Raw genomic sequence first — 24,194 nt, forward strand, 5'->3', positions numbered from 1 at the left:
TGGAATCTATTTTCCTCATCTAATTTAACATCTAGAAGATATGCCCCACTTGCCCCTGGGTTAATTGTTTCTTTTTTTGTGAGTTTTTTGGAATATGGATTTCAGCAACGTAATCTCCTGCCAGTGCTGCCACTCGAGCTAACAAGACAAAGTGAGATTCTGCTTTTGGTACTTCATATGTTAAAATCACGCTGGTTTTACCCGGCGATCTAAAATTGAAATTATTCTTCCAATTACCTTTTTCGGTTACTTTCATATTGATAATAGAGTATTCTTTTCCAGTTTTATCAATTACCTTAAAGCCTTGAGGTTTATAGGTAAAGCCACCCACATCTTTCGACTCCATGGTAATCGGAATTGAAATTAATTGATTATTTTCGTTTGGTAAGACAATGTTGGTTGGGGTTTCAACCAATTCACCAAACTTAAACTCTCTATCTATATCTTCTCCTAACACAAAAGAGCGATGGGCATTTTCTTTTAGCTCTTCAAACACTGCATTGCTAGGTTCATCTTTTTCCTTCACTTCCTCGATTACATCATTACTCTTAGATGAAACAGGTAACAAAGTTCCTTTTGTTCCTTCTGATACTGATGTTCCAACTACTTTTCCAGAGGATGTACTATCGTTATCAGGTATGGCATAAATGAACAAGGATAGTATTCCCACAATTAATCCTACCCCCGCTGTACCGATAGCCCACTTAAATTGTTTCTCAACTTTTTTTGAATTTTGGAGTACCCCACTTATAGCTTGGTATGGTAAAATGCGTGCTGCTTTTCCAGCAGGCAATACAGCACCTATTACCCCAGTTGTGATCGGAATAAGGATGGTTGAGAATAAGAAGACAAATTCTTCGGTAGGCATTTCACCATACATGCGATAAATAATAATCAACGCAATTCCTAGACCAAATATCCCCGCTAAAAGACCACTCATAGCACCTTCCAACAACACAAGAAGGCGAATTCCTTTATTATGCCAACCCGTAGCTTTCAAAACAGCTATCTGCGGTTGCCGTTCAGCAACATTTTGCCACATGATTTCGGTTGTGGTTAATACAGCTATGAGAAGTGCAACCCCCATCGCCACGTAATGCATCATACCAACTTCAAGTGCGACAAATTCACCTAGCCAAGTAGCATATAGAACACCCTTCAATCTAAATGTCACGAAGAGAAAGAAGATAAAAAGGCTCGTAGGGACAGCGATAGCGATAATGGACAGCAAACTCCGTTGCCATTGTGTAAACAAGTTATTCATACTCATTCCAAGTACCGATTCGGCTCTGACAATTCGGTTGGTCCGTTTTGATACTTCCCCAGACCTCATTGACTCGTAAGGTTTGATTCGTTTAATTAACCATATTGGAATGAGCGAACCTAGCCAGTAAATCGCTAAACCACTCACACCAATTAAGAAAACCCTCACTAGTGTGGTGTCTATGCTTCCTGAAACAAGAAACGCTCCAAGAATTAACCAACTGATTAGCGCAACAAGCCCCCCTAATATGGTTGACTCTAAAAAGAGTAGTTTAGAAAGTTGTGAAGGTCTCCATCCTAAAGATAGCAAAACTGCGAATTCTTTCTTCCTAGCAAATAACATGATAATGTTCGATGCAAACACATAAACAATTGCCACTAAAATCACACTAGCAATGACTCCTGACATGCCGATTTTTGCTTCTTGGAAAATTGAGATGGATGATCCAAGTTTAATCCAAGGTTGCTGAACCCATCCAAGTGCTTTTTCACCGGCTAGACCAGGTAAGTGAGTCAAAGCATACTGAGGTGAAGATCCCAGTGTAATGTCTGTTATTAGACCCGTTTTCTCCTCGATTTCATTGGCAACCTTTTGTAAAAGAACTTCACTATCCTCATTCATCGTTTCTACACCTTTAACATTTACGCGAATTGCCGAAATCGGGGTATCCCCTAAGACACGCGCCGCTGCATCTAAGGTTGTTAAAACGAGAGGTGGTTTCGTTAAAAATCCATATGCATCATTTGTTGGTTTCATATCTTTAGGCGGATTGACTGGATTATTAGATGAATCCATTACCCACTGAGCTTTTGCGGGAAAGTACGTCTCCATTGGCAATTCCGTTAGTGGATCTTTTGATACCTGCAAGTTCTGAGGATCAAAGACTCCAATAAAATTCATGCGTAACTTTGGCCATTTGGAACTATCCTCGCTATAAGGATTAAATTGTCTATACATATTTTTTGTGTAAAAAAGTGAATCTTCAGGGAGCTTAAATGGCTCTACTTCATACGTATATGGCCATCTTTCTCCGTAAGGGCTCGTCACGGGATTATATTTGACCGTTGAGGGCTTTAGAGCGACCCAGACGGAATCGGGGAGTCTCAGAATGCCAGCATCGGAAGGATTTAAAATCTTTTCTATTAGCATGCCATGAACGTCAGTTGTATTATAGGAATATTGTTTTACTTGTGTTCCTTTGATTGTATCTAAGTAGCTTTCTTTTCCTTTTTTTTGAATATCTACAATTGTTTCATGTTGATTAGTATCAAAAGGAATATCCATCTTTTCGATTGTATAAGTAATGTCAGAATCAACAAAATCTTGATTACTTATAATTACTGGAATCTGAATTTCCTCAAGCCCTTCAACAATTTCAAAATTAGTAAAGGAATCATCCTCACTAAAATATCGACTGTTATCGCTTGTAACGATTGCCTGATCAATGCCAACTAAAGCTGCTTCAGCTTCTGGATCTATACCTGCAATCATTACTTCTGTGCCGTAGGACAACGTGTACATTCCTGGAGTAACACCATAATCACTAGCATCCGGTGGGAACCAAGGACCAACAGTTACATAATTGTTGTATTCCTCTGTTTCTATTTTTGCACCTGTATTCGTTTTCTCTACGATTTTTACCCGATAAATTCCGGGTTCTTTAATATCTGGATCTTCCATTTCTACATGGTTAGTGCTAGAACCAATCATTGCGATTGGGGCTGCAATGTCCACACCCGAAATTTGTTTTATCTTCTCATATTGCTCAAGGCTTATTCCACCTTCCATTCCACTTAAGTAGTTAGGCTCTAAAAGGTTCAAATCCTCAGTAACGCTTCTACTCCCTTGTGGACGAACGACTAGGTGATAGGATGCCTTCCACCTCTTTTGAAGTTCATCAACTACAGTCCCGTTATTTGCTTGAGTAATGCCAATTAGATAACTAAGCCCTGTACTTAATATCAAGACCCCCACCAGTAACAATATAAATCGTTCTTTATTTCGCCACCATGAATTCCAGATGAATTTAAGCATATTGATTTACCATAGTATCAGAAACAATGACTCCGTCTCGCATTTCTATTTTTCGATTAGCACGATTGGCAAGTTCAGGATCATGTGTAACAAATAGAACGCCACACCCCTTGTCTCGATTCAAAGAAAACAATAATTGAAAGATAATTTCTCCTGTTTCCGTATCTAAGTTACCTGTTGGTTCATCTGCAAGTAACCAATTTGGCTCGTGCACTAAGGCACGTGCGATTGCTACACGTTGTTGTTGGCCCCCAGATAATTGAGAAGGTAAGGAATTGGATTTGTCTTTTAGTCCAACCATTTCAAGGAGCTCTAGTGCACGTTGTTTTTTATCGTAAGGGACTTTACGTCCAAATAATGGAGCCATAATATTTTCAATAGCAGTAAGTGTTGGAATAAGATGAAATTGTTGAAAGATAAAGCCAATGTTTTCAAAACGAAAATCTGCCATGTGTTTATTGCTCAATTTATTAGTAGGTTTGTTTTCATATAACATTTCTCCACTTGAAGGGATATCGAGTGTTCCCAGAATGCTTAATAACGTGGATTTTCCTGACCCAGATGGCCCAATAATGGATACAAACTCCCCTTCTTGCAACATCAAGTCGATGTCTTTTAATGCGTAGGTTTCAATCCCATCACCTTTAAAAATCTTCTCTATCTTTTTACACTCCATAGTGTTTTTCAAATTAATCCCCCTTAAAGAATTATTTGTAAATTCTGTATGTTACAAATATAACAGAGAGGGAACTGAGTGTAACTATAGTAAATTCAGAAATATGTATCTCTAATAGAAATAAGAGAAACATTCTTTAATATCACGATGAGTGTCTTTTCTATTAATTGAACCCTGATTTTGTTTATTAAACTAATCTGTCCTTTACCTTTAATATTTATTTTGAAACGCTAAAGTATCGACTATTAATGTTCTAGTGTGAGATAGTCATGACGCGAATGTAACGTTTTCCTATAAGTGTTACATTCGCATCTTTTACAAAGTAATCAATCTAAACGCCTTCTATCAGGATTCCAGCGAGTAACTCGTCGAATTTTCTTTATCAATTCCAGTTTATAGGCTATCGTTATACCATAATGAAACAGGAGTTCTATTCGTATCGAGGTGGAGATGCATGGATGAATGCTCATTAACTGTAGGTGACGTGAAATACGATTTGATTGGCAATGGCAATTACCATGATTTATTAAGAAAAGGGAACATGCGTAGACAAATTCCATTGAAGGAAAAGGCCTATAATACATTCGTATTTTTCGATATGTAAGAGGGTTAGCGAGTTTAGAAGATTCGTTGCAGGATGCTCCCTTGTTTACGACCAATACAGGCAAGGCTTACACCCCTTCTTATTTATCACAATACTTAACCGAACAAATTGAGAAGAGTGACTTACCATTCATAAAGAATTGTGACAATAAAATCGGACCATACATTTCGTCATGCACCTTTGCGATTATTTCAAAAATCAACAAAGCTGATCTATACGATATTACGAGGTCGCTTGGGCATGAGAAGATTGTAACGACGATGATCTACTTGGAGAAAATCTTTGAGATGGAACGTCATGCGATTCATTCTTGGAGTTCCGAGATGTTAGGAGAATATATATAAATAAAAGGGAGCATATATTTTAGTAACGGGTTATCTTGAGAGGTGCAAAATTTCAAATATCCCTGTAAATAGCTATTAAAAACTAAATGGGATTAGCATCGCAATAAAGCTGTAGCTGTACACTTTTGTCATTTTTTGATAAAAAAAGATATAAAAAACACTGAGATTATATACTCAGTGTTTTTTTCGTTATAATTTTTAGTCAGCTGAATTTTCTATTCCCTTCTTAAACTAAATCACCCGTTAGTGCAATAAGAGATATTAGTTTTGGTAACAAGTCTCATATTCGTCTTTCATTAACAAACTTTTACAAGTCACTTTAGTATAATGTTTTTTCTTTATCGTCACTTATATTTTTATATGAGTTAATCATTTCCAGTGTTAGTACCGCTATTATAAATCCAGTAATTCCTCCAACAATATTGATCAACAAGTTGATTATTGTCAGAGCGTTGAAGCCTCCTAAAACTAAACCAAACTCATCAAATAGCAAGCGGAATATTTCAATTCCTACACAACTTAGTACAACAATAGAGATTGCTTTCTTGTTACTTTTTAACTTGAATAGAATAAATAGATAAATACCTAATGGTACTAATAATATTACGTTGTAAAGTACTGCTGAATAACTCCAAATAGAAATATTGAAGTTCAATTCATCAAATATTCCAAACCAGTCATTAGTTGATATAAAAGTTCTACTATTGTCTGTTGGATTTTGAGGATGTGTAAATCCACCGATTTTCATTTGAATTAAGCACATTAAATAAAAGATAAAGCTGTATAATATAACTCGTTTTAAATTACTCTTTTTTACTTTTCTAAAGAAATCAAGAAGTACATCTATAAAAATATATACCAGCAAAATTAAGAAACCTAAAGGAACAATATTAAAAAGAATGTAAGTTGAGTGCAAATTTACACCTCCCATTTTTTAGTCAAGGTTTATTTTACTTGATTTAACAAAATTAAGGAAATACCATTATTGAACTAAACTGTTGCTTTAGTTTAAGAAGGAAATTAACCTTCAAAATGAAATACTAATACAACTACGTCTTCAGAAAGGCACAATTTGGCTACAAGATATTTTATATGTGTCCTCGTCACTCTTATTAGCATCGCATGAGTGATCCGCAACATCATCCCAATCATTCCACAAGACATAATATTCATCTTTTTTATTACTAGCCCCATTTATTTCTATCACCGCGAAAAAGCTTTGATAAGGATGCCCAGCATTTTGTATATAATTTCTTATTGCACTTCTTGGAGAATCGTCATTGTGCAATATTGGAGCTAAAATTGGAGGCGAAATAATAAAGAATATTAAGACAATAAAAAGAATGAAAATAGTGTTCCACTTAGAGATAACCAAACCAACCACAATTCCCATAATACACGCTATTACAACTTTAATTAGAAAATTATCAAGAGGTACGTCAATTATATGTACTTTAAACTTTTGAAATAAAGTTGCATCTGGAACATAATCTTGCGAATAACCTATACCTAAAGCTATAGCTAAACTAATCAATGTATAAACAAAAACAAAAGTAATCAAAAATGATTTTAGATTCATTAAATGCCCTCTCAACTCTTAGATTTCATCCATCACTACATAATTGTTGTTAAACTAATCTGTCGCTTTAGTACAATAAGTTCAACAAAAAAAGGCTTTAATCCTTCCTTGATCAAATCCTCTTTCAATTTATTTCAGCTCTACAATCTATTTTATCTTAATGTTTCGGATAATCGTATTTCATTAAAAATGGAAGAATCATCGTAATAAGCAGACTATATATAAGCGCCACTGTAATAAAAAACGGAATAGTAAATGATTGGTTTTTTGCATGTGGAGTTAAAAGAACTAATATTGGTAGAAATATTAATAAAGCTGGTAAATACCTGGAAGAATAAGTTATCTTATACTTCGTGCCACAATGATTGCAACTAATAGGTCTATAACTTAAAATGAGCGATTTTAAAATTTGACTCCATTTAAATCTTTTTTTACATTCACAACATTTTTGTATTCCCATAATCTCCATTTCCCCTTTCTCTAATTAACTTTAATACGTTTAAAACAAAATCAAGTTCCAAATATGATTATATTTTCCATTTATCATAAAATATTTCGATATCTATTTAATTAAACTAACCTGCTTCTTTAGTTAAAGTATTCAAAAAAAAGTGACGTTAATCCTTTAATGGATCAACGCCCCCGTAGGTTTAATAACTTATTTAATTCGAACTTAAATAATTGAGGACTATATTCATTCTTTTTACCGTATAATCTCCTTCTATCCTTAATATTGGGCAAACTAAGTCCGACATCCAATGTTCGTGTAACGCTTTACTTCTAACTTCCATTCTTCCTTCAAGATGGCACAAATCCTTCAAACAGGAATGCTGCCCCTTTAGTTTAATAAGAAAAAAGCTTTACCCCTTCTTGAAGTAAAGCACCCGTTAGTGAAACAAGAATAACTAATTTTCACTATTATTTTTATGCAATTCTTCTCTTAGTTTTTTTAGTTCTTCTGCTTGTTTTAGTACATTATTATTTACTCGTCTAATCGAATCATATATTGCAATCAATACTGCTAATAGCAATATTACAAATAACAAATCCATTCAAAATCCCCCTATACATAACCTTGAAAATTATTACCATGTTGTTGCACTAACCTGCTGCGTTAGTTCAATAAGGATAAAGATTGAAAAAGAGATATCCCTATGTTTATTGTAGAATAAGCTAATTTTTTTTCGAAAAATATTTCCATAATACGAATTCTATTACCGCAATATGACCTAGAAATACTACTCCCATAGGGAAGAATAAAAAAGTATAATACAACCAAAAAGAGTCATCGACTACATCAATTATTAGATAGAAAAAATATAATATAACTATTATTGAAATGCAGTAACTTACAAATAAGTTACTTTTCCAGAGAACTAAAGAAACTACAGTTAGTGTAAGAAATATTAATAAAAAATGGATTAAGTAGTAAATCTCAATATCTTTATTAATAGTAGTCCAGATAAATAAGCTAACCCCTATTAGAGCTAGGATAACTTTAAACATAATTATAAATTTATTCATTATTCCACCCCTAATTGGCTTTAGCAGATCACTGATCTTCAACTAAAGCACCCGTTAGTTGAATAAGAAAAAGGCTATACTCCTTCTTGAAATAAAAGCAACCGTTAATCATATACAAGTGCTTTATTTAAGTTTTACTTTTACCTGTAAATATAATAACCGCACCAACAACAATGACAAATATAAACGCCATTAAAGCAAGACCGAAAACAGACTGTTTTAAGAAGATGCTAAAAATAACGATAGGTGTCCCAATCATAGCGACAATTGATGCAAATTTCATATAACGGACAACATTTGGAGAAACCTCGGGTTCCTCTTGGTACATCCAACGTTTTCCAAATAAAAAGCTATCTTCAGGAAAACTATAAGTCCAAATAAAGAATGCATAAAGTGGAATCATAAAAATTACTGCTATAAAAATTTCGCCAATCATATTTCTCCCCCCCGAAAATTTGATAACATAACACTCCTAAAGTAAAATGCGGCTTTACTTTAATACGAATAAAACGAATAGATGTTTCAAACTTAATTGAATTTTCCATTTATATTTATCTAACCCTGCTTTTCTTATTGAAGTAAAGCACCAAGGACATTCATATTGAATGACAATGAAAACAAATACTTTATTCTACTCAAGAGAAAGTTGGTGGAATCCTTCTTCAACTATCCTGCCTCGTTAGTTCAATAAGAAAAAAGATTTTCCTAAACAACCTATGATCTTTAACTAAAGCACCCGTTAGCATAATAAGATACCTATTCTTTCTCCGTTAGAAAGGACTCCTAATGAAAAAATGACTATAATAATTACTAAGAAATAAGACTTTTTTAATTGAGTTTTCTTCCATAAAAATATGTTGTATTTATACGCGATTTTTTTATTGAATGGAGTGATGATTCCTTGATCATAGGCATATTGAGTAAGCCCGTAGCATAGTCATTGATTTTCTGCGCCAAAGAGAGGCTGTCCTTAAAAGTCATTTAATTGACTTTTGGGCCAGCCTCTCATAGATTAAAAAAAATTTTTTCTATTTCATTGTCATAATTAGTTACAAAGAGCTTGTTGGAAGACTTCAACTAAGTATTTACTTTACTGTACTTTGTTCAATCGGCCAATGATTTCCAATTTTCATCTCTTTTTTCATATTTTAATGGTTTTCTTACCTTAGATATAAACCTCTCTTCCATTGCTCCAAAACTAAAATAGTTTTTCTGTGCATCTCTTAAAGATGGTTCATTAGGTCCTCCCCAATAATCAGGGTCTTCAAACTGAATATCACAATCGTGCCAAAAACAAATTTCACAAATTTCTTCTGAGTCTTTTTCATTTAATGTTTTATACCCACAACAATCACATGTATACTTCTCCAAAGAAAAAATCATTCCTTTCTATTAAATTTTATAATAATTCTCCATTTCAATATAAAAAATATTTTATGGACCATCTACCGCTTTCTTCATCTCCTACTTTTCACAGACTTTTTCCGCTTTTCAATAACCTTTTTCGGTTAATCCTCTTGTTCTTTCATTTCCTTCTTTTGGCGACTCACCGTGTCTCACCATATAAACAAATGTACTCATAATATTTTTTCCCCCAAAGTGTATCTCTTATTTACCCACAGCCCAGTTCTACTAAAGCACCCTTTAGTTGAAGAAGGATTTTCTAATTAAAAAGCTTCTTTTACTGACCATCCTATTAAGTAAATTCTGAATAATATCCAGTCTGCTTGTAAATTCGATATCTCCTTATAGGTTCCTTCTTCAACTAACCTGCTGCGTTAGTTTAATAAGAATAAGAGTTGTTTAAGCATCCCGACGATCTTTAACTAAAGCACCCGTTAGCACAATAACCTTTTTAGTTGGAACTTAAATAATTGAAGACTATATTCACTCGCTCTTTTACCGTATAGTCACCTTCTATTCTCAATATCGGGCAAACTAAGTCCGACATCCAATATTCGTGTAACATTTTACTTCTAACTTCCATTCCTGCTTCATCATATAAGGAAGCCCACTCCAAAAAAGCCTTTGATTCGTCGTATTTACTACCACCATCTAATATCTCATTCCCATACCTTTGAAATTCCCTTTGTTGCAATCTCTCGAGTCTTACATTTTGGGGAATCCCTAAAAATATTACTAAGTCAAAATAAGTTTTAAATTCGTCACCCCAACCACATATTGCCCCCGAAACAATACAGTTTTGATATATTGATAAGTCATGTTTTAGCATTTCTCTTCTTTCAGGTAATGGTCTTTGTTCTGTGAACTTAGTTATCCAAAAATAGTCGTCTATATCAAGATGAGTATAAGGAAGTTCCTGTGATAACGCAGTTCCGAGTGTCGAAGTTCCTGAACCAGCAGCACCAAATATATGTATTTTTTTAATCGAAATTTCCTCCTCTAAAATGCCATTTCTATCGTTTTCGATTATACAGATAAAACTCACTTTAGAAATTCCCTTCTTAAACTAACCTGCCGCGTTAGTTCAATAAGAAAAAGCTACCCTAACAGACAGCCACTTGCCTAACTAAAGCACCCGTTAGTTTAAATACAATACTTCACAATCTTTTTTACTCCTTGTTCAAAATGCTTCCAAACCTTTGTTGTATCTTACTTACAAAGAACTTGCATAAAAACTAAAAACGTGTATAAATAATTTTCATAGGAAAAGCCACAAAATGTTGATTCAACAATATTTTGTGGTCTTTAATGTACTCCCAAGCCTTTATTTGGAAACGTTTTATTAGGGTATTTTGTGTATTTATAATTACATTAAAATCCTTTAATATTCTGGTCATTTCAGGGTGAAAAGTTATTGAAGTATTATTTTTTATTAATTGTAATTTGAGTAGTTTCTAGTCCTAATCGCTTTTTTAATTCTTCGGATACAGTAAATGAAATAGTTGAACCCTTTTCTACATCTACAAATTACATAGTTTCCAAAGCGTCGTTTGGTAACATTTCTTTACTTAGCGTTGTAAATCTGACGATAATCCTTGCTGCACTAAACTGCTACGTTAGTTCAATAAGAAAAAGAGCTGATCAAGCAGCTCGATGAACTTCAACTAAAGCACCGATAGTTGAAGAAGGCAGTTTTATCTTTCTCTACTTACTCTACTCTTTTATATTTATCGATATTATCAAAAGGGACATAATGCTTTAATTTTGTTTCATCAATACCTTTTTCAATTCCCTCATATGTGAGAGAATATTCAATTTGTTTAACTCCATTATGTGCATAATAGATATATTGAACAAAAGGTTCATCTTCGAAAACTACAACGGTATAAAATGCTGGTAATTTGAATCTCCATATCCCTTCAACAGATTTTATTTCATTCTTTTCATAACCTTGTTCATGCAGTAGATAATTAGTCACACTCTTTTCATATGTATTTTTAATGTCTTGTATTTTTACAAAGGTAACGATAACCACGAATAGAACTATCACTAAAAATGTCACCATAATTTTTTTCAACCTACTCAATAATCAAAGCCCCTCTTATTCAATTCTTTGGAATTCTTATTGAACTAAACTACCCCGTTAGTTGAATAAGGCGGATCCATTCTAAAACCCACCTCTAATCGATACACCTGAATTATACCATAATTTGGTTATTCAGAAAAGTTAAAGTATTTTGTTTTTTATTTTTTTATTCCATTGAATTATCCCTTAGTACGCAAATGTAACGAAATACTATAAGTGTTACATTCGCTTTTTTTAACAAAGTCAACAATTTAAACGTCTTCTATCAGGATTCCAACGATTAACTCGTCGAATTTCCTTTATCAATTCCAGTTTATTGGCTATCGTTATACCATAATGAAACAGGAGTTCTATTCGTAAAAGGAGGAGATGCACGGATGAATGCTTTACGACATACGACCGTCCAGCCGATCTGAAGCAAAAACAAACCAGACAAAAGAGCTTGCTTTAGAAACTAAAGCAAGCTCTTTTCATAACTTATTTGATCATCATATCGTATAAATATAACTCGAATTGTTCTGTACTTTTAGGGAAATCTTTTCTGATTACTTCACCCTGGTAAATTGTGTCTGATGTTTTCAAATCAATAACAGTGATGTTAGCCTTTGTTTTTAAATTCGTTACATGGGTTGTCACATATAGCTTACCATCTTTCATGATTATAATTGGTGGTTCTTCATTACTTGTTTCGTTTGATTGCTGTATAGTAAATTCATTATCAGCTTGATCGTTCTCTAAGCTATAAGGAGTTACAACCAAGTTTTCCCCACTAAATTTCGAGAAATAAATCGTTGAACCATCAAAAAAACTGATTTGATTCTCTTTCAAACTGTCTGGCAATTCAATCGTCTCTTTTTCTTTCGTTATTAAATTGTAAGAGATTAATTCCCGATTTTTTTCTTCTAGCCTATACGATTCTTCTTCTTGTATCATTTTTTCTTGAGTTTTTATGAATAAGAGATTTTCATCCCCTTGTTTATGGCTTGTTTGGATTAGTTCTGCATAGATTTGTTCATTGCCTTGTGGTTCAGGGATGGATAAAATCGTTTCATTACTGTTTATTTTTCCAGTAGATATGTCGATAGAGTAGATATGTTTTTCATTAAAGTATTTCTCATTCTTGCTAGTCCTATTTTGGGTAATCACTTTTAGTTCGTTATCAACCACCTGGACATCGTCAACAAATATATGTTCAATTACTGACCTGTCTGGAACTTTAATAGAGAAGGAAATTGTATTGCCATCGTCTTTATCTAATATAGATATAGCGAATTTGAAATCTCTATTTGTAAATGTACCCATTTTATATTTCACGTCTGCATAAGCTAGCAACTTAGCGTTCTCAAAAAACGATCCTAAGTTATGATTTTTTCCTCTCATAAAATTATGATGCTCCTCTTGTAACTCCTGAATCATTGGCGCAGGGCGTCCTACAACTAAGTCTATTAGCGAACTGCCATTTATATATTCAGACCCATTTGAGGTGATTTGCAATTGATTGTTCGTATAATTCATAGAATTCCCTTCATGATAGGCTCCTTCCAACACCATTGATTTTATTTCTTTAGCGTTTCCGACCTTCTTATTTATCACAAACTCTGGGTATTGTGTTGCCGAAGTAGCAGAGTTAACATAAAATGTTCCAATGCTAAGCACAATTACAGCGATAATTGAAGTAAACTTCCAATACTTTTTCATTTCTCCACACTCCCTATACAGTTATCTTGTTCTTTAATAAGAACCCACTCGTCCCAATGGATCCTGCCAGTACGATTACACCCATTACTATTTCAAGTACAAATAATTCTAGTGGATAGAAAAAGTCATTTAGTACAAATTCTTGCAAAAGTAGAGGTGACATAAATACAGCAACAGCAACTAAGCTGAATAAAATCCCAACAAAAATACCCTTCCACCTAAAACTTCTTTCAAATAAAATTGCAGTAAATAGAATGGACACAACCATAAACCCTGCTCCATAATACAATATACATTCAAGAAAACTATTTGGAAAAAGTATGTTTAATTCAGGCATGCTGCTAACAATCTCTTTGACATTCATATCCACTCGGAATTCCTTCGGCAACATCCATCTAAAAACCGTTGACTCTATTGGAATCAAAATAAGTTGAAATCCCACAAAGCCAAACGTAGCTAATAGAATATTTGTTATTTTTGCGTAAAAAACATTCAATCTCGTTGTTGGTAGCATTAACAATCGGTAAATAAATGTATTTTTCCCAAACCAATCGCGATACCAGATCAAGAAAATATAGAACCCAACACCTGCTATACATAAGGCGATTGGACCAAGGAACCATACGCTTCTGGTTATCGACAGAAAACTCATTTGGCCAAAGTTTGATAAGAATTCTGCCTTGGGCATTAACTCTTCATAAATTTTTTCATTGGCCATGTTTAGGTACATTTTCGACAACACAATGACTCCAGCAATTTGTACAACTAGTGTAATGCCTAGTAGGACTGCAAATATTTTTGCAAAACGATTGAATTCAAAATTGACTAGCTTCAAGTAGCTTTTCATTTCTGATACACCTCTCTCATAACATCCACCACAGATTTCCCTTCGTTTTCACGAGCTTCTTCTGCATTGAACTCCTTGATAACAATCCCTTCATCTAATAGCACAACCTTATCGATTAAATGTTCGATATCACCTATTTCATGTGTTGTTATGATAACGCCTCTATTTTCAATTAAATGACTCGTGAACACTTTAGCAATTTCCTCTCTACTAAACATGTCAATTCCAGAAAATGGTTCATCCATCAATATATAATCAACATCCATTGCTAAACCCAGTAACAAATTGACCTTTGCCGTATTTCCTTTTGATAAGGAAGATATTCTATCCTGTTCATTTAATTAAAAAAAACCAAGCAGTTCTGTTGCACGTAATTGGTTCCAACATGTATAAAAATCATTCATGAACTCCATTGCCTCAGAGATTTTCATCTGTGGCAGCATCGTTATTGCATCAGGAATAAAGGTGATTTTTTCAAACATGTTTTTATTAATGGTTTCTCCGTTTATTAAAATTTGTCCTTTGTTAATCGGGGTAAGTGCCATAATCGCATTTAAAATGGTTGTCTTGCCAACTCCGTTGATTCCAATTAAACAAGTTATTTCGCCTTTGTTAGCTGTAAAAGACACACCTTTCAATATTTTTTTTCGACCATAGTTCTTTGTAACCTCTTTTACTTCAATCATTTTTATGCCCCCTTATCATCTGTGTATTTTGTTCTTACCAAGTTCAATAATTCCTCAACTGGAACATTAATAGACCGAACGGATGTTACAAACGTTTCAACTGCCTCAACTAGCAAAGCTTCTCTTACCTTACTTAGTATCTTTTCATCGGTTGTTATTTTGCTCGGATGATTCCGTTCGGTATGGATCAAGCCCTGTTCCTCCATTTCCTTATACGCTCGTTGTGCGGTATTAGGGTTTATCTTAATCCTGTTTGCCAACTCCCGTCTCGATGGTATTTCTTCTCCAGGTACTAATTCTCCAATTGCAATTTGTTCTTTAAAATACCGAACAACCTGCAAATAGACCGGGTCGCGATTATTAAAATTTACATTCATCGAAACAACTCCTATATGTTCTTGGATTTGTACACATGATTTTTTTCAGTGTATGTATTAAGTAGTTCATACAGTATTAAGTGTATTATATGAATAATACAAAAATTTGTCAATCCTATTTTAGAAATGTGCTACCCTTACCCTAGTTTGCTACACTTTTCGGGAGATCACTAGTGTTGGTAGAGCGCTTCGAGTTGACATAACATCCGAATTAGGGAGTCATTGACTTCATTAATTAATAAAAAAGGCTGCCCTGTTAAGGCAGCGGTTCTTCAACAATTTCTAGCCATTTCTTTATTTTAAGAGAATTTGTTGTCTTATTGTTAATATAAGGGATGTGTCGTGATGATAGCGCAATATAATCCTTGATAAAACCACCAGCACAACCTATTTGAATCCAGTTGTTCATAAAGGATTCAAATGATTTTCCCAGCCTCCAACCGTGAAAATCTTTATCATTTGTTAAATAGATAACTTCCCCTATATTGTATTTTCGATCTATTCCAAAGTAATTCCCCATCCCATCCCCGGAAAAAATAAATGAATTTGACCAAAAGTGAAATTCTTCATTCTTTTCATCAAGGTAATCATAGTCTATCCTAATGGCGTTTAAAAGGATTAGATTATCGAGATTCCATAGCCCTAAATCAAATATGCCCCCATTCAATATATTCCTGTTCGTATATGGTTCGCCTTGTGTTGAATAGATAGTAGGATCATCCAATACACATGTTGAATTTTCTTGTGTATTCCAATAAAAATCACATTGACGCGAATAATCTATCACTACCTTTTTAAAAGATTCTGGGAGTTTAAACCCAATAGTGCTTTCAATCTGCAGCACATCACTTTCTGATGCAGGTTGATCAATAAATAGATCCCCTATGCCACCTTTGTTTTTAATGGAATTAAGTGTTGAATGTAGAATTTCACTCCAATGAAAATATTCAATGGTTTCTGGTTCGTACCTATTCTGTTCCGGCTCTGATTTTTTGTTTTTTGGTGTATAAACTTCCCCCTCGAACCGGACCCATTGAGGCAGCTCTTTAGGATCATTTGGAATCTCCCTATTAAATCGCCTATTAGAATTAAGGAATTCTAATCCTTTTTCTGTAGGAGCATATGTATTTTCTATACGACCCTTTAGGACAGAAATATAATCCCTCTTTATAGTCATATGCAGATAATCCCGAAACTCAGATTCATTAATATTGTATGTTTTGTGTGAAAAAGACTCTTTTTCCAGTATTTTTCTTAATACACTAAATAGTAATCTCACTCTAAACACCTCTTATTATTTTTAGACAAAATTAAATCAAAGTTAACATACTTTTCATTAATTAATTGCACTAACCTAGTCAATTCTCTATCGCTAATATTTCTATAATCATCTATACACCTATTGAATAAAACATCTAACTCTTCTTGCTCTCTTATAGGTTCCTCTGGAATTGTTTATATTTCTTTATTTACGAAATGGAAAGTAATAAGTTTCAATAAAAAATGGTAGCCCTAAGCTACCATCTCAAACTAAATATATATTAACCTGAACGATTAAGAGGAAAACTAAATCATCATGTGCGTTTTAAGAATTGAAGCATTGATAGAGTTGACATTTCCGGAGTAGGCAGTCATTTACTTCATTGCACCATTTGTTTAAGTACAATTAAATAAGACTAAAAATCGTACCATTCAATCTCCTCTTAATCATAATATTCTTCTGCAAATATCATGGCACGCTTAACAGTGTCATGAAGAGTATCTCCTAACACGTTAAGTTGTTCATCACAAGCAAACAAATAATAACGTTCTTCCCCGTCATAATTACAAATAGCTAAATCCTTATTCCTACATTTTCACTATCATCAAATTCCACAAAACTAAAATTATTGTTTTTTGTATATTTGCGCAAGCTCCCACGATTTCAGGTTGGTATCATATAAGAAGAGAATGTTATTTGTGTGGCGATCCTCATTGTTTTGTTCCCCTGAAATCCAGTGAATAGCAGCCTTGCACTAAATCCCATTTTGGCAAATCTTGAAAAATCAATATGCACTTTTTTGCTCCTGATTTTCTCTAATTATATTCAATATTTTTCACCAATATTATTGGAGCATGTTTCTGGCAATTAATTGATGTATGTTTTGGAAGTATATTTATTAACCTTTATAAATCCTTACTCAATAAAAATGAATGAATACTAATATTTATTCATTTTTATGAAGTTATGCTTACTTCACTACCGAGCAGGATAGTTCAAATGAAGACCGATTAAAATATAATTTACTTATTTATAAATTTTTGCGTCTTGTTAATACATTTATTAACAATAAAACATGATAAAATATATTAGTAGCGAGTACGCCTAGTCCCAAAAAATAGAGAATGTCGAGAATGTAAAATGTCCCTGGAGGGAATAAAACAACTCCTACGATTAAACCGAATAATGAGTACATCAATAGACCAAAGACATATGTTTTTTGGGGATTCACTTTGTTTGTTATCCAAATGTTCAAATAAGAAAACAAGATGCCCACCGTGATATAGAATGGAAAACTAAAAAGGCTTCCCATAGTAAATCCTCCTACAAGATTATCAAAAGCACTAATTTCATAATAATTTTCAATTACGATAAGTATTCCGAAACAGACACCAAACAAAAGAGCTGACAGGAATGCTGTAGCAAATAATTTCAAAAATAATTTCAAGTTGATCCTCCTAATTTATTTATTGATCTCAGTAAGTTCATAGTTTGCAACTTCAATTTATTAACGTTCGGAAGAATTATTGACCAGCTGAAACCAGTCCGAAATGATTTTTATATCATCCAGTTTATCCGTAATTGAACGAGCAACTAATTGGTAGAACTTTAAAAATATTCAATTCTCGGACTTTAGTCTTTTCGAGTCCAAGATATCATCTTGAGCTAGCTCGTTTAAACGAATGAACGCTCCTTCATCTTCAAATGAACTATACCACCGATAATTTTTTCCATCGAGAATCCGATAATGTTGGCTGATTAGATTTTGCTGCAATCGATAATTCCCTTTTGTCTCAATTTCTTTCCACCACACTCTTCCACCCATTGATTTATCTTTAGGTCTTTCAATACCGTTATGTGCAATCGTTTCGATTATTTCCAATGGCTCGTCCCCTAAAACAGACTGCAGTATTTCACTATCCCTGAATAATGCACAGACTGCTATTACATTCGTCCATCCCGACAACGTTCTGCCTTTTTCAATTTGGATCAGTGTTTTCTTGGAAATTCCCATTATGTCAGCCATCTTGTCTTGGGAATATTTTTTTTCTAACCGAATCAGTCTCATTTTACTGGAAATTAATTGGATTAATTGTTCTCTATTTATAACTACCACACCTCCTGTATAACATCTCAAATTGTCCGTCAGTGTAATTTTACACTTTTTGTGTATAATTAACAACATTTTTCAAAATATGCCTTGCCCTTTTGAAACGTTGAAAAAAAGAATTTATCAATGGCCTTGTTATTGGATTCTTTATTGACTAGATACTTAACTTATAATGCAACACTCTCTTGCAATCATAAAATTAATCTCTTCTTCATCTCTCATGAAAATTAAAAAACATTCAAAATCAGTAATTGTGCAGAACAAAAAGACCCCGAACAAATCTCTTTAAAATAAGGCTGAGCTTACTAACCCACGCTTCCCATTTTTTATGGCTTCTGTTGATACCTTCCCCCATACCGCATACACATGCCTGTAAATGTATCGATTCTACAGTGTATGATCCGTTCCTAATTATAGATTTTGGTTCGGACGGGAAAATTAAGCATGTAGAAAAAAGGCCGTTTAAACGCCTGAAAAGTGATCCTTAAGTTCCATTATCGCTCCTTTAACAGTAAACCGGTATTAAGCATTCTCGGATAAACATTGCAAACCAATGTAACACACTGTTGTGTTGATGAATAATCTGTTGAGCAGTTAATTCCTCCGAAGCTCACGTACTATGGAATCACTTCGTTGAGTACTATGATAAATTTAAAACGCAACTCTACAAAAGGATGATTAATACAACATGATCACTTCTATATAATGACGTTAATAAAAAAGACCATTTGGTGCGTTAACACCAAGTGGTCAATGTAATAGCAGTTCCCTTTGGGGGGACTTGCTGGCTGATAATAATGGTCCGTCTCGTTTTAAAACTTAATTCAATGCTTCCCAGTTTAATTAAATTATGGATTGGAAATCAAATTATATTATTACAAATCAGAAATCATGCCGCCATCTACAACAAATTGTGCTCCTGTTGAATAGCTAGAATCGTCTGAAGCTAGATAGATAACTAAGTTTGATACTTCTTCTGTTTTTGCTCTTCTTCTTAAAGGAATGTCTTGTTCAAGTTTTTTAATGAAGTCTGCAACATCACCCTGTTCCGCCATTGGAGATTCAATAACGCCAGGGTGTACTGAGTTTACTCGAATATTGAATTGACCAAGCTCTGCAGCAGCACCTTTTGTCATACCAGTCACTGCATGTTTTGATGCACTATAAGCGATTGCAGTTGGTGCACTAACTAAACCGTCAACGGATGAAATATTTACAATCGAACCGCCTTTTGCTTTTTTCATGGATGGCACAACTGTTTTCATTCCTAGAAATACACCTAATTCATCAATTTCAAATGTTTTTCTAAAATCCTCTTCAGTCAGATCTTCTAAAAGCTTGAAAATACCAATTCCAGCATTATTCACTAATACGGTAACAGGTCCGAATTTTTCTTCTGTTTTTTCTACAACTTCTTTCCAGTTTACAGCACTTGAAACATTAAGTTTCAATGCAATTGAATTTTCTCCTACTTCATCTGCCAATTTTTGAGCAGCCTCAAGATTAATATCAGTGATAACAACTTTTGCGCCTTCCTCAACGAACTTACGTACATGCATTGCACCCATACCTTGTGCGGCACCAGTAATAATTGCGACTTTGTTTTGTAATTTCATGCTTGAATTCCTCCTTAATTAAAAAGTCTCGAATTCGAGACTTTTTAATTTTCATTTTAGTATCACTTATATTTCATGTCAAATAATAGGTTCTAAAACAACATGCGGAAAAGCATCTATCCTTCTCGTAACACTGTATCTTTGTTTTTTCTTCATCTCTATAGAAGTGTTCTCTTTTCATTAAAAACCTACACCTTAATTTATAAATTATTTAATGTTCTATTTGTACTAAACTGCAGCGTTAGTTGAAAAATAATTCACATTTTCCAAAAATGCTCTATCCTTCATTGTTTCGGCGTCAAATGGTAAGTTTTTTTCTAACAATATCCATCCAACGTATTGAATCGATATTGGCAGTTCAACAAGTCCTGTAATTCTATCCCAAAAAAGCACCATTATTTGATACAAATCCTAGAACAGATTTGCTACCAATTACGGTGCTTTTAATAATACATTTTTATTGGTATTTTGCAGTTTTGTACTTTGTAACAGAACTCCTTACAATATCCATGGTCCTTTTTTTGCTTATCCCCTTGTCAAAGGTTATTTAGTTACCTCTAGTCATGTTTTTAGCGTAAAAAATTTCGTCCATTTCCACTTTTAACTTCTCAGTAATTAATTTTTTTTCTTCTTCCGATAACTCATCTTCTGTATAACCAAATAAATAATTATTTAAATCAAATTTCTTCAGCTTACATTTTGTATGAAAAATATTTTCTTGATATACGTTCACATCAATCATTTGATAATACTCTTGCAAACCTTCAGGAATGTAATTTTGAATTGAATTGATGTCATGGTCAATAAATAACTTATGCCCCTTTACATCTCTAGTAAATCCTCGAACACGATAATCCATTACCATAACATCTGTTTCGAATGAGTGAATTAAGTAATTCAATGCTTTTAATGGAGAAATTTCTCCGCAAGTAGAAATATCGATATCAGCTCGGAATGTACTAATTCCCTCATCGGGGTGATATTCTGGGTAGGTATGTACAGTAATATGACTCTTGTCCAAATGACCAACGACTGTTTCAGGAAGTGGTCCCGGTGATTCTTTAAATGATTCCACTTGCGACTCATCGACGGGTCCTTCTGATACTAAAATCGTCACACTTGCCCCCTGAGGTTCATAATCTTGCTTAGCAATGTTTAAAATGTTGGCTTCAATTATATCTGACACTTTGGTTAATATGTTGGTTAACCGATCTGCATTATATTGCTCATCGATATAATTGATATATGACTCTCGTTCTTCCTTCGTTCTTGTATAACAAATATCATACATATTAAAGCTTAATGACTTAGTCAAGTTATTAAAGCCGTGTAATTCAATTCTTTGCTTTGGCGTTAAACTCATTGTTGGATATCCCCTTTTCCAGCTGATTTATAGGACAAATATAGTATAGACAGTATACGGTTAATAACCCAATCGCATTCCCCTACAGATTTTATTTTTCCACAAAAACGTTGATATGAAACATCTAGTGAAACAATTAGAACTAATCAATACTATTTACTATTCATCTTTTTCCAAACATTTCAGGTTTTAGGAAAGAAAAAAGCAAAAGACTGCATAAAAATCATTATCAATATACAAGCTGATTTTATATACAAAAATTATTTTGAGGAGTTCTTTAGATGTTTGATTTGGTTGCTGCTGTTGTTTGGGGTGCTGTTGTGTTTGTCATGTTAATGTATAAATTTGCACGTAGGGATGAAAATTAATCTAGTTGATTTCGCTTCAATCAATAATTAAAAAAGTTGAGGATCAATCTAAATTGATTTCAACTTTTAACTTGTATCATTAAAAATAATCCTCTATTTTAATAAGTTTAGTCAAAAGTCACACTAGTCGATAACCATAAAAATGTATCCTTGTTTATGAAAACCCCATTGTTCAATTCCATGCAATTATCATTTTCGATGTGTAACAATCAAATGCTCTCCAAATCCACTTTCGCCCAATTCAATTGACTCTCTTTCTTTCCCAACAATTGCTGAGTCCACATAAATTAACCTCTTATATAATGTTAGTTCAACCATTTATGTTTAGTTTTCTTTATCAAAAGACCCAGAACCTTCTTTATTGCTTTTAGTGAATTTCTCCGTTATTAAATCAGTTTTGATTGATCGACTAAATAATCATATTCGTCTTGTATTGATTTTGTGTCGATTCTGTCAAACAATGGTTCGATTTTTGGCAATTGACTCTTACTTATCGTAATAGGTGTCCAAGTAAATTCTTTAATGCGCAATATTTTACGAATCTCCTCACTAGAAAAAGGGAGAAACGGGGAAAGCAATTGCGACGCATTCCCAATGATGTAAACACAAGTAGATAGGGTTTCTCCACATGCCGCTAAGTCCCCTTTAATTTGAATCCAAGGTTTTTGTTCATCAAAGTATTTATTCGCACTGCGAACATAACCAAAAATCGTCTCCAAAGATAATTTGAAATGTCCTTCTTCAATTAAACGACCGACTTCACTGTATAATTTCTCTGTAGTATATTTAATTTCCTTATTAACCTCATATTCTGGAAGGTTGCCTTCAAAGGATTTCTCAATGAATTTTAAAGTTCGATTAATAAAATTCCCGTATGCACCGAGCAACTCAGAATTATGACTATAAATAAATTCTCTCCATGAAAAGTCCGTATCCCGATTTTCGGGTGCATTCATAGTCAAAAAATATCGTAGAGAGTCTGGATGATATTTATCCAATACATAGGGTAGCCAGACAGCCCAATTATGGCTTGTCGAGAGTTTTCTTTTTTCAAGCGTCAAATATTCATTCGAAATAATATGAGTAGGAAGGGACTTGTTTCCAATTCCCATTAAGATAGCAGGCCAAATTAGTGTATGAAATGGAATATTATCTTTCCCATGTACATAATAGGATGTAGTTTGATCAGACCAAAACTCTTCATCACTTAAATTATGCTCATATGCCCACTGTTTGCTGGCGGAATAATATCCAGAAACGGCCTCTATCCAAACATACACTTTCTTCTCTTCATAACCTTTTACAGGAATACTTACTCCATTTGGAAGATCTCTTGAAGCCGAACGGTCTTGAAGACCCTCTTTTAGATAACGTTGCGATAATTGAATCGCATTGTCACGCCAAAGCGTATTTATTTTCGCATGAGTAACATATGCTTCTACTTGTTTTTGAAATGTACTTAATGAAAAATAAAAGTGCTCTGTTTTACGTAAAGAAGGCTCATTTCCACAGAGTCTACACATGCGATTAGTTAAGTCGAGAGGATCTAGGATTGTTGAACATGCATCACATTGATCACCTCTTGAGCGATTGCCACAATTAGGGCAGTTCCCCTCAACAAATCTGTCTGGAAGGAACTGTTGGTCGTATTCACAGTACGCTTGTTCAATTTCTTTTTTATAAATATAGCCGTTTTGTAATAATTCCAGAAAAATTTGCTGTACAACTTTGTGATGATTTGGATTATCCGTCCTTGTATATAGATCGTAAGAGAATCCCAATCCTTTAAAGGAATCTACAAATTCAGCGTGATAGCGATCTGCTACTTCTTTTGTCGAAATACCTTCTGAGTTTGCCCGTATTGAAATAGGTGTACCATTACAATCACTACCTGAAACATACAATACATTTTCCCCTTTAAGCCTGAAATACCTGGCCAATATATCTCCGGGCAAAAGTGCCGCAATATGACCTAAATGTAATGAACCATTCGCGTATGGCCATGCTCCCCCAATAAAAATACTCATGTTAAACCCTCCCTTTATCAAAATAAACACAAAAAACCTCGTCCATATCGAAAATCCGATAAGGACGAGGTCTAAATGACTCGTGGTACCACCCTAGTTCTCAAACGATTCACACCGTTTGACTTCATAAGTACATAGCAAAAATGCCTTTATACTTTGACATTGATAACAAGTGCCAAATCTTGTCGTAGCCTACTAATCATAAATGTTCAGTACGAAGCTCAGAGATCATGTTCAAATGACTTGTTTGCTTCATTTCCACCGTCAGAAGCTCTCTATATAACATCCTCATTTTACTTTTCCTCTTCATAGCTTTTTAATTTAAT

At 33.8% G+C, this 24,194-nt stretch carries 21 protein-coding genes, 3 pseudogenes and 1 other annotated feature; of the genes and pseudogenes, 2 read left to right on the forward strand and 22 right to left on the reverse strand.

Going from position 1 to position 24,194, the window contains the following annotated elements:
* Nucleotides 1–31 precede the first annotated feature (31 nt).
* The gene (locus GY23_RS04590; RefSeq protein WP_075617999.1) at nucleotides 32–3,298 is read right to left on the reverse strand and encodes an ABC transporter permease; all 3,267 of its coding nucleotides are present in this window, start codon (nucleotides 3,296–3,298) and stop codon (nucleotides 32–34) included.
* A complete protein-coding gene (locus GY23_RS04595; RefSeq protein WP_084543980.1) occupies nucleotides 3,291–3,986 on the reverse strand; it encodes an ABC transporter ATP-binding protein in 696 nt (231 codons plus the stop codon). Before GY23_RS04595 ends, GY23_RS04590 begins: the two co-directional genes overlap by 8 nt.
* Nucleotides 3,987–4,428: 442 nt before the next feature.
* On the opposite strand from GY23_RS04595, the gene GY23_RS18205 reads away from it, so the two are divergent.
* Together GY23_RS18205 and GY23_RS04600 are read left to right on the forward strand one after the other, a co-directional pair.
* Nucleotides 4,429–4,578: a hypothetical protein gene (locus GY23_RS18205; protein ID WP_161487571.1), complete on the forward strand. Its 150-nt coding sequence runs from the start codon at nucleotides 4,429–4,431 to the stop codon at nucleotides 4,576–4,578.
* 41 nt (nucleotides 4,579–4,619) lie between these two features.
* Nucleotides 4,620–4,922: a site-specific integrase gene (locus tag GY23_RS04600; protein WP_075618000.1), complete on the forward strand. Its 303-nt coding sequence runs from the start codon at nucleotides 4,620–4,622 to the stop codon at nucleotides 4,920–4,922.
* Nucleotides 4,923–5,241: 319 nt separating this feature from the next.
* Here GY23_RS04600 and GY23_RS04605 read toward each other — a convergent pair whose 3' ends face one another.
* From GY23_RS04605 to metG, 20 genes and pseudogenes are all read right to left on the reverse strand, one after another.
* On the reverse strand, nucleotides 5,242–5,838 hold the full coding sequence (locus GY23_RS04605; RefSeq protein WP_075618001.1) for a VanZ family protein: 597 nt from the start codon (nucleotides 5,836–5,838) through the stop codon (nucleotides 5,242–5,244).
* A 141-nt stretch (nucleotides 5,839–5,979) separates the two neighbouring features.
* Nucleotides 5,980–6,501, reverse strand: a complete 522-nt coding sequence (locus GY23_RS18685; RefSeq protein ID WP_245827570.1) for a hypothetical protein — start codon at nucleotides 6,499–6,501, stop codon at nucleotides 5,980–5,982.
* 157 nt (nucleotides 6,502–6,658) lie between these two features.
* Nucleotides 6,659–6,970: a TIGR04104 family putative zinc finger protein gene (locus tag GY23_RS19020; protein WP_084543982.1), complete on the reverse strand. Its 312-nt coding sequence runs from the start codon at nucleotides 6,968–6,970 to the stop codon at nucleotides 6,659–6,661.
* A 193-nt stretch (nucleotides 6,971–7,163) separates the two neighbouring features.
* Nucleotides 7,164–7,292 (reverse strand): annotated as a pseudogene (locus GY23_RS18690) (hypothetical protein); the annotation flags it as partial.
* 114 nt (nucleotides 7,293–7,406) lie between these two features.
* Nucleotides 7,407–7,553, reverse strand: coding sequence for a hypothetical protein (locus GY23_RS18405; protein ID WP_169834547.1), 147 nt, complete (start codon nucleotides 7,551–7,553; stop codon nucleotides 7,407–7,409).
* Between the two features lie 599 nt (nucleotides 7,554–8,152).
* Nucleotides 8,153–8,461 (reverse strand): hypothetical protein, encoded by a 309-nt coding sequence (locus GY23_RS04625; RefSeq protein ID WP_075618004.1) that lies wholly within the window; start codon nucleotides 8,459–8,461, stop codon nucleotides 8,153–8,155.
* A gap of 668 nt (nucleotides 8,462–9,129) precedes the next feature.
* Entirely contained in the window at nucleotides 9,130–9,396 is a 267-nt protein-coding gene (locus GY23_RS04630) for a CPCC family cysteine-rich protein (protein ID WP_245827571.1), read from the reverse strand.
* A gap of 126 nt (nucleotides 9,397–9,522) precedes the next feature.
* A pseudogene (locus GY23_RS19025) lies at nucleotides 9,523–9,606 on the reverse strand (histidine phosphatase family protein); the annotation flags it as partial.
* 274 nt (nucleotides 9,607–9,880) lie between these two features.
* A complete protein-coding gene (locus GY23_RS04635; RefSeq protein ID WP_075618242.1) occupies nucleotides 9,881–10,414 on the reverse strand; it encodes an ATP-binding protein in 534 nt (177 codons plus the stop codon).
* A gap of 723 nt (nucleotides 10,415–11,137) precedes the next feature.
* Nucleotides 11,138–11,515: a DUF3139 domain-containing protein gene (locus GY23_RS04640; RefSeq protein WP_245827572.1), complete on the reverse strand. Its 378-nt coding sequence runs from the start codon at nucleotides 11,513–11,515 to the stop codon at nucleotides 11,138–11,140.
* Between the two features lie 477 nt (nucleotides 11,516–11,992).
* The gene (locus GY23_RS04645; protein ID WP_075618006.1) at nucleotides 11,993–13,213 is read right to left on the reverse strand and encodes a hypothetical protein; all 1,221 of its coding nucleotides are present in this window, start codon (nucleotides 13,211–13,213) and stop codon (nucleotides 11,993–11,995) included.
* Between the two features lie 13 nt (nucleotides 13,214–13,226).
* The gene (locus GY23_RS04650) at nucleotides 13,227–14,060 is read right to left on the reverse strand and encodes a hypothetical protein (protein ID WP_075618007.1); all 834 of its coding nucleotides are present in this window, start codon (nucleotides 14,058–14,060) and stop codon (nucleotides 13,227–13,229) included.
* A pseudogene (locus GY23_RS04655) lies at nucleotides 14,057–14,746 on the reverse strand (ATP-binding cassette domain-containing protein). The gene GY23_RS04650 and the pseudogene GY23_RS04655 overlap by 4 nt, the downstream one beginning before the upstream one ends.
* Nucleotides 14,747–14,748: 2 nt before the next feature.
* Nucleotides 14,749–15,123 carry a GntR family transcriptional regulator gene (locus GY23_RS04660; RefSeq protein ID WP_075618008.1) on the reverse strand — a complete coding sequence of 125 codons (375 nt, stop codon included), beginning with the start codon at nucleotides 15,121–15,123 and terminating at the stop codon, nucleotides 14,749–14,751.
* 256 nt (nucleotides 15,124–15,379) lie between these two features.
* Nucleotides 15,380–16,402: an SMI1/KNR4 family protein gene (locus tag GY23_RS04665; RefSeq protein WP_075618009.1), complete on the reverse strand. Its 1,023-nt coding sequence runs from the start codon at nucleotides 16,400–16,402 to the stop codon at nucleotides 15,380–15,382.
* 1,012 nt (nucleotides 16,403–17,414) lie between these two features.
* On the reverse strand, nucleotides 17,415–17,831 hold the full coding sequence (locus tag GY23_RS04670) for a hypothetical protein (RefSeq protein ID WP_075618010.1): 417 nt from the start codon (nucleotides 17,829–17,831) through the stop codon (nucleotides 17,415–17,417).
* A gap of 171 nt (nucleotides 17,832–18,002) precedes the next feature.
* Complete coding sequence (locus GY23_RS04675; RefSeq protein WP_075618244.1) at nucleotides 18,003–18,491, reverse strand: helix-turn-helix transcriptional regulator; 489 nt, start codon at nucleotides 18,489–18,491, stop codon at nucleotides 18,003–18,005.
* 878 nt (nucleotides 18,492–19,369) lie between these two features.
* Nucleotides 19,370–20,110 (reverse strand): SDR family NAD(P)-dependent oxidoreductase, encoded by a 741-nt coding sequence (locus tag GY23_RS04680; protein WP_075618011.1) that lies wholly within the window; start codon nucleotides 20,108–20,110, stop codon nucleotides 19,370–19,372.
* A 547-nt stretch (nucleotides 20,111–20,657) separates the two neighbouring features.
* On the reverse strand, nucleotides 20,658–21,473 hold the full coding sequence (speD, locus tag GY23_RS04685; protein ID WP_075618012.1) for an adenosylmethionine decarboxylase: 816 nt from the start codon (nucleotides 21,471–21,473) through the stop codon (nucleotides 20,658–20,660).
* A 754-nt stretch (nucleotides 21,474–22,227) separates the two neighbouring features.
* The gene (gene metG, locus GY23_RS04690) at nucleotides 22,228–23,868 is read right to left on the reverse strand and encodes a methionine--tRNA ligase (protein WP_075618013.1); all 1,641 of its coding nucleotides are present in this window, start codon (nucleotides 23,866–23,868) and stop codon (nucleotides 22,228–22,230) included.
* 57 nt (nucleotides 23,869–23,925) lie between these two features.
* Nucleotides 23,926–24,187: a binding site (T-box leader), on the reverse strand.
* Between the last annotated feature and the right edge of the window lie 7 nt (nucleotides 24,188–24,194).

It is taken from the genome of Paenisporosarcina indica (genome assembly GCF_001939075.1).
GTDB classification, from domain to species: domain Bacteria; phylum Bacillota; class Bacilli; order Bacillales_A; family Planococcaceae; genus Paenisporosarcina; species Paenisporosarcina indica.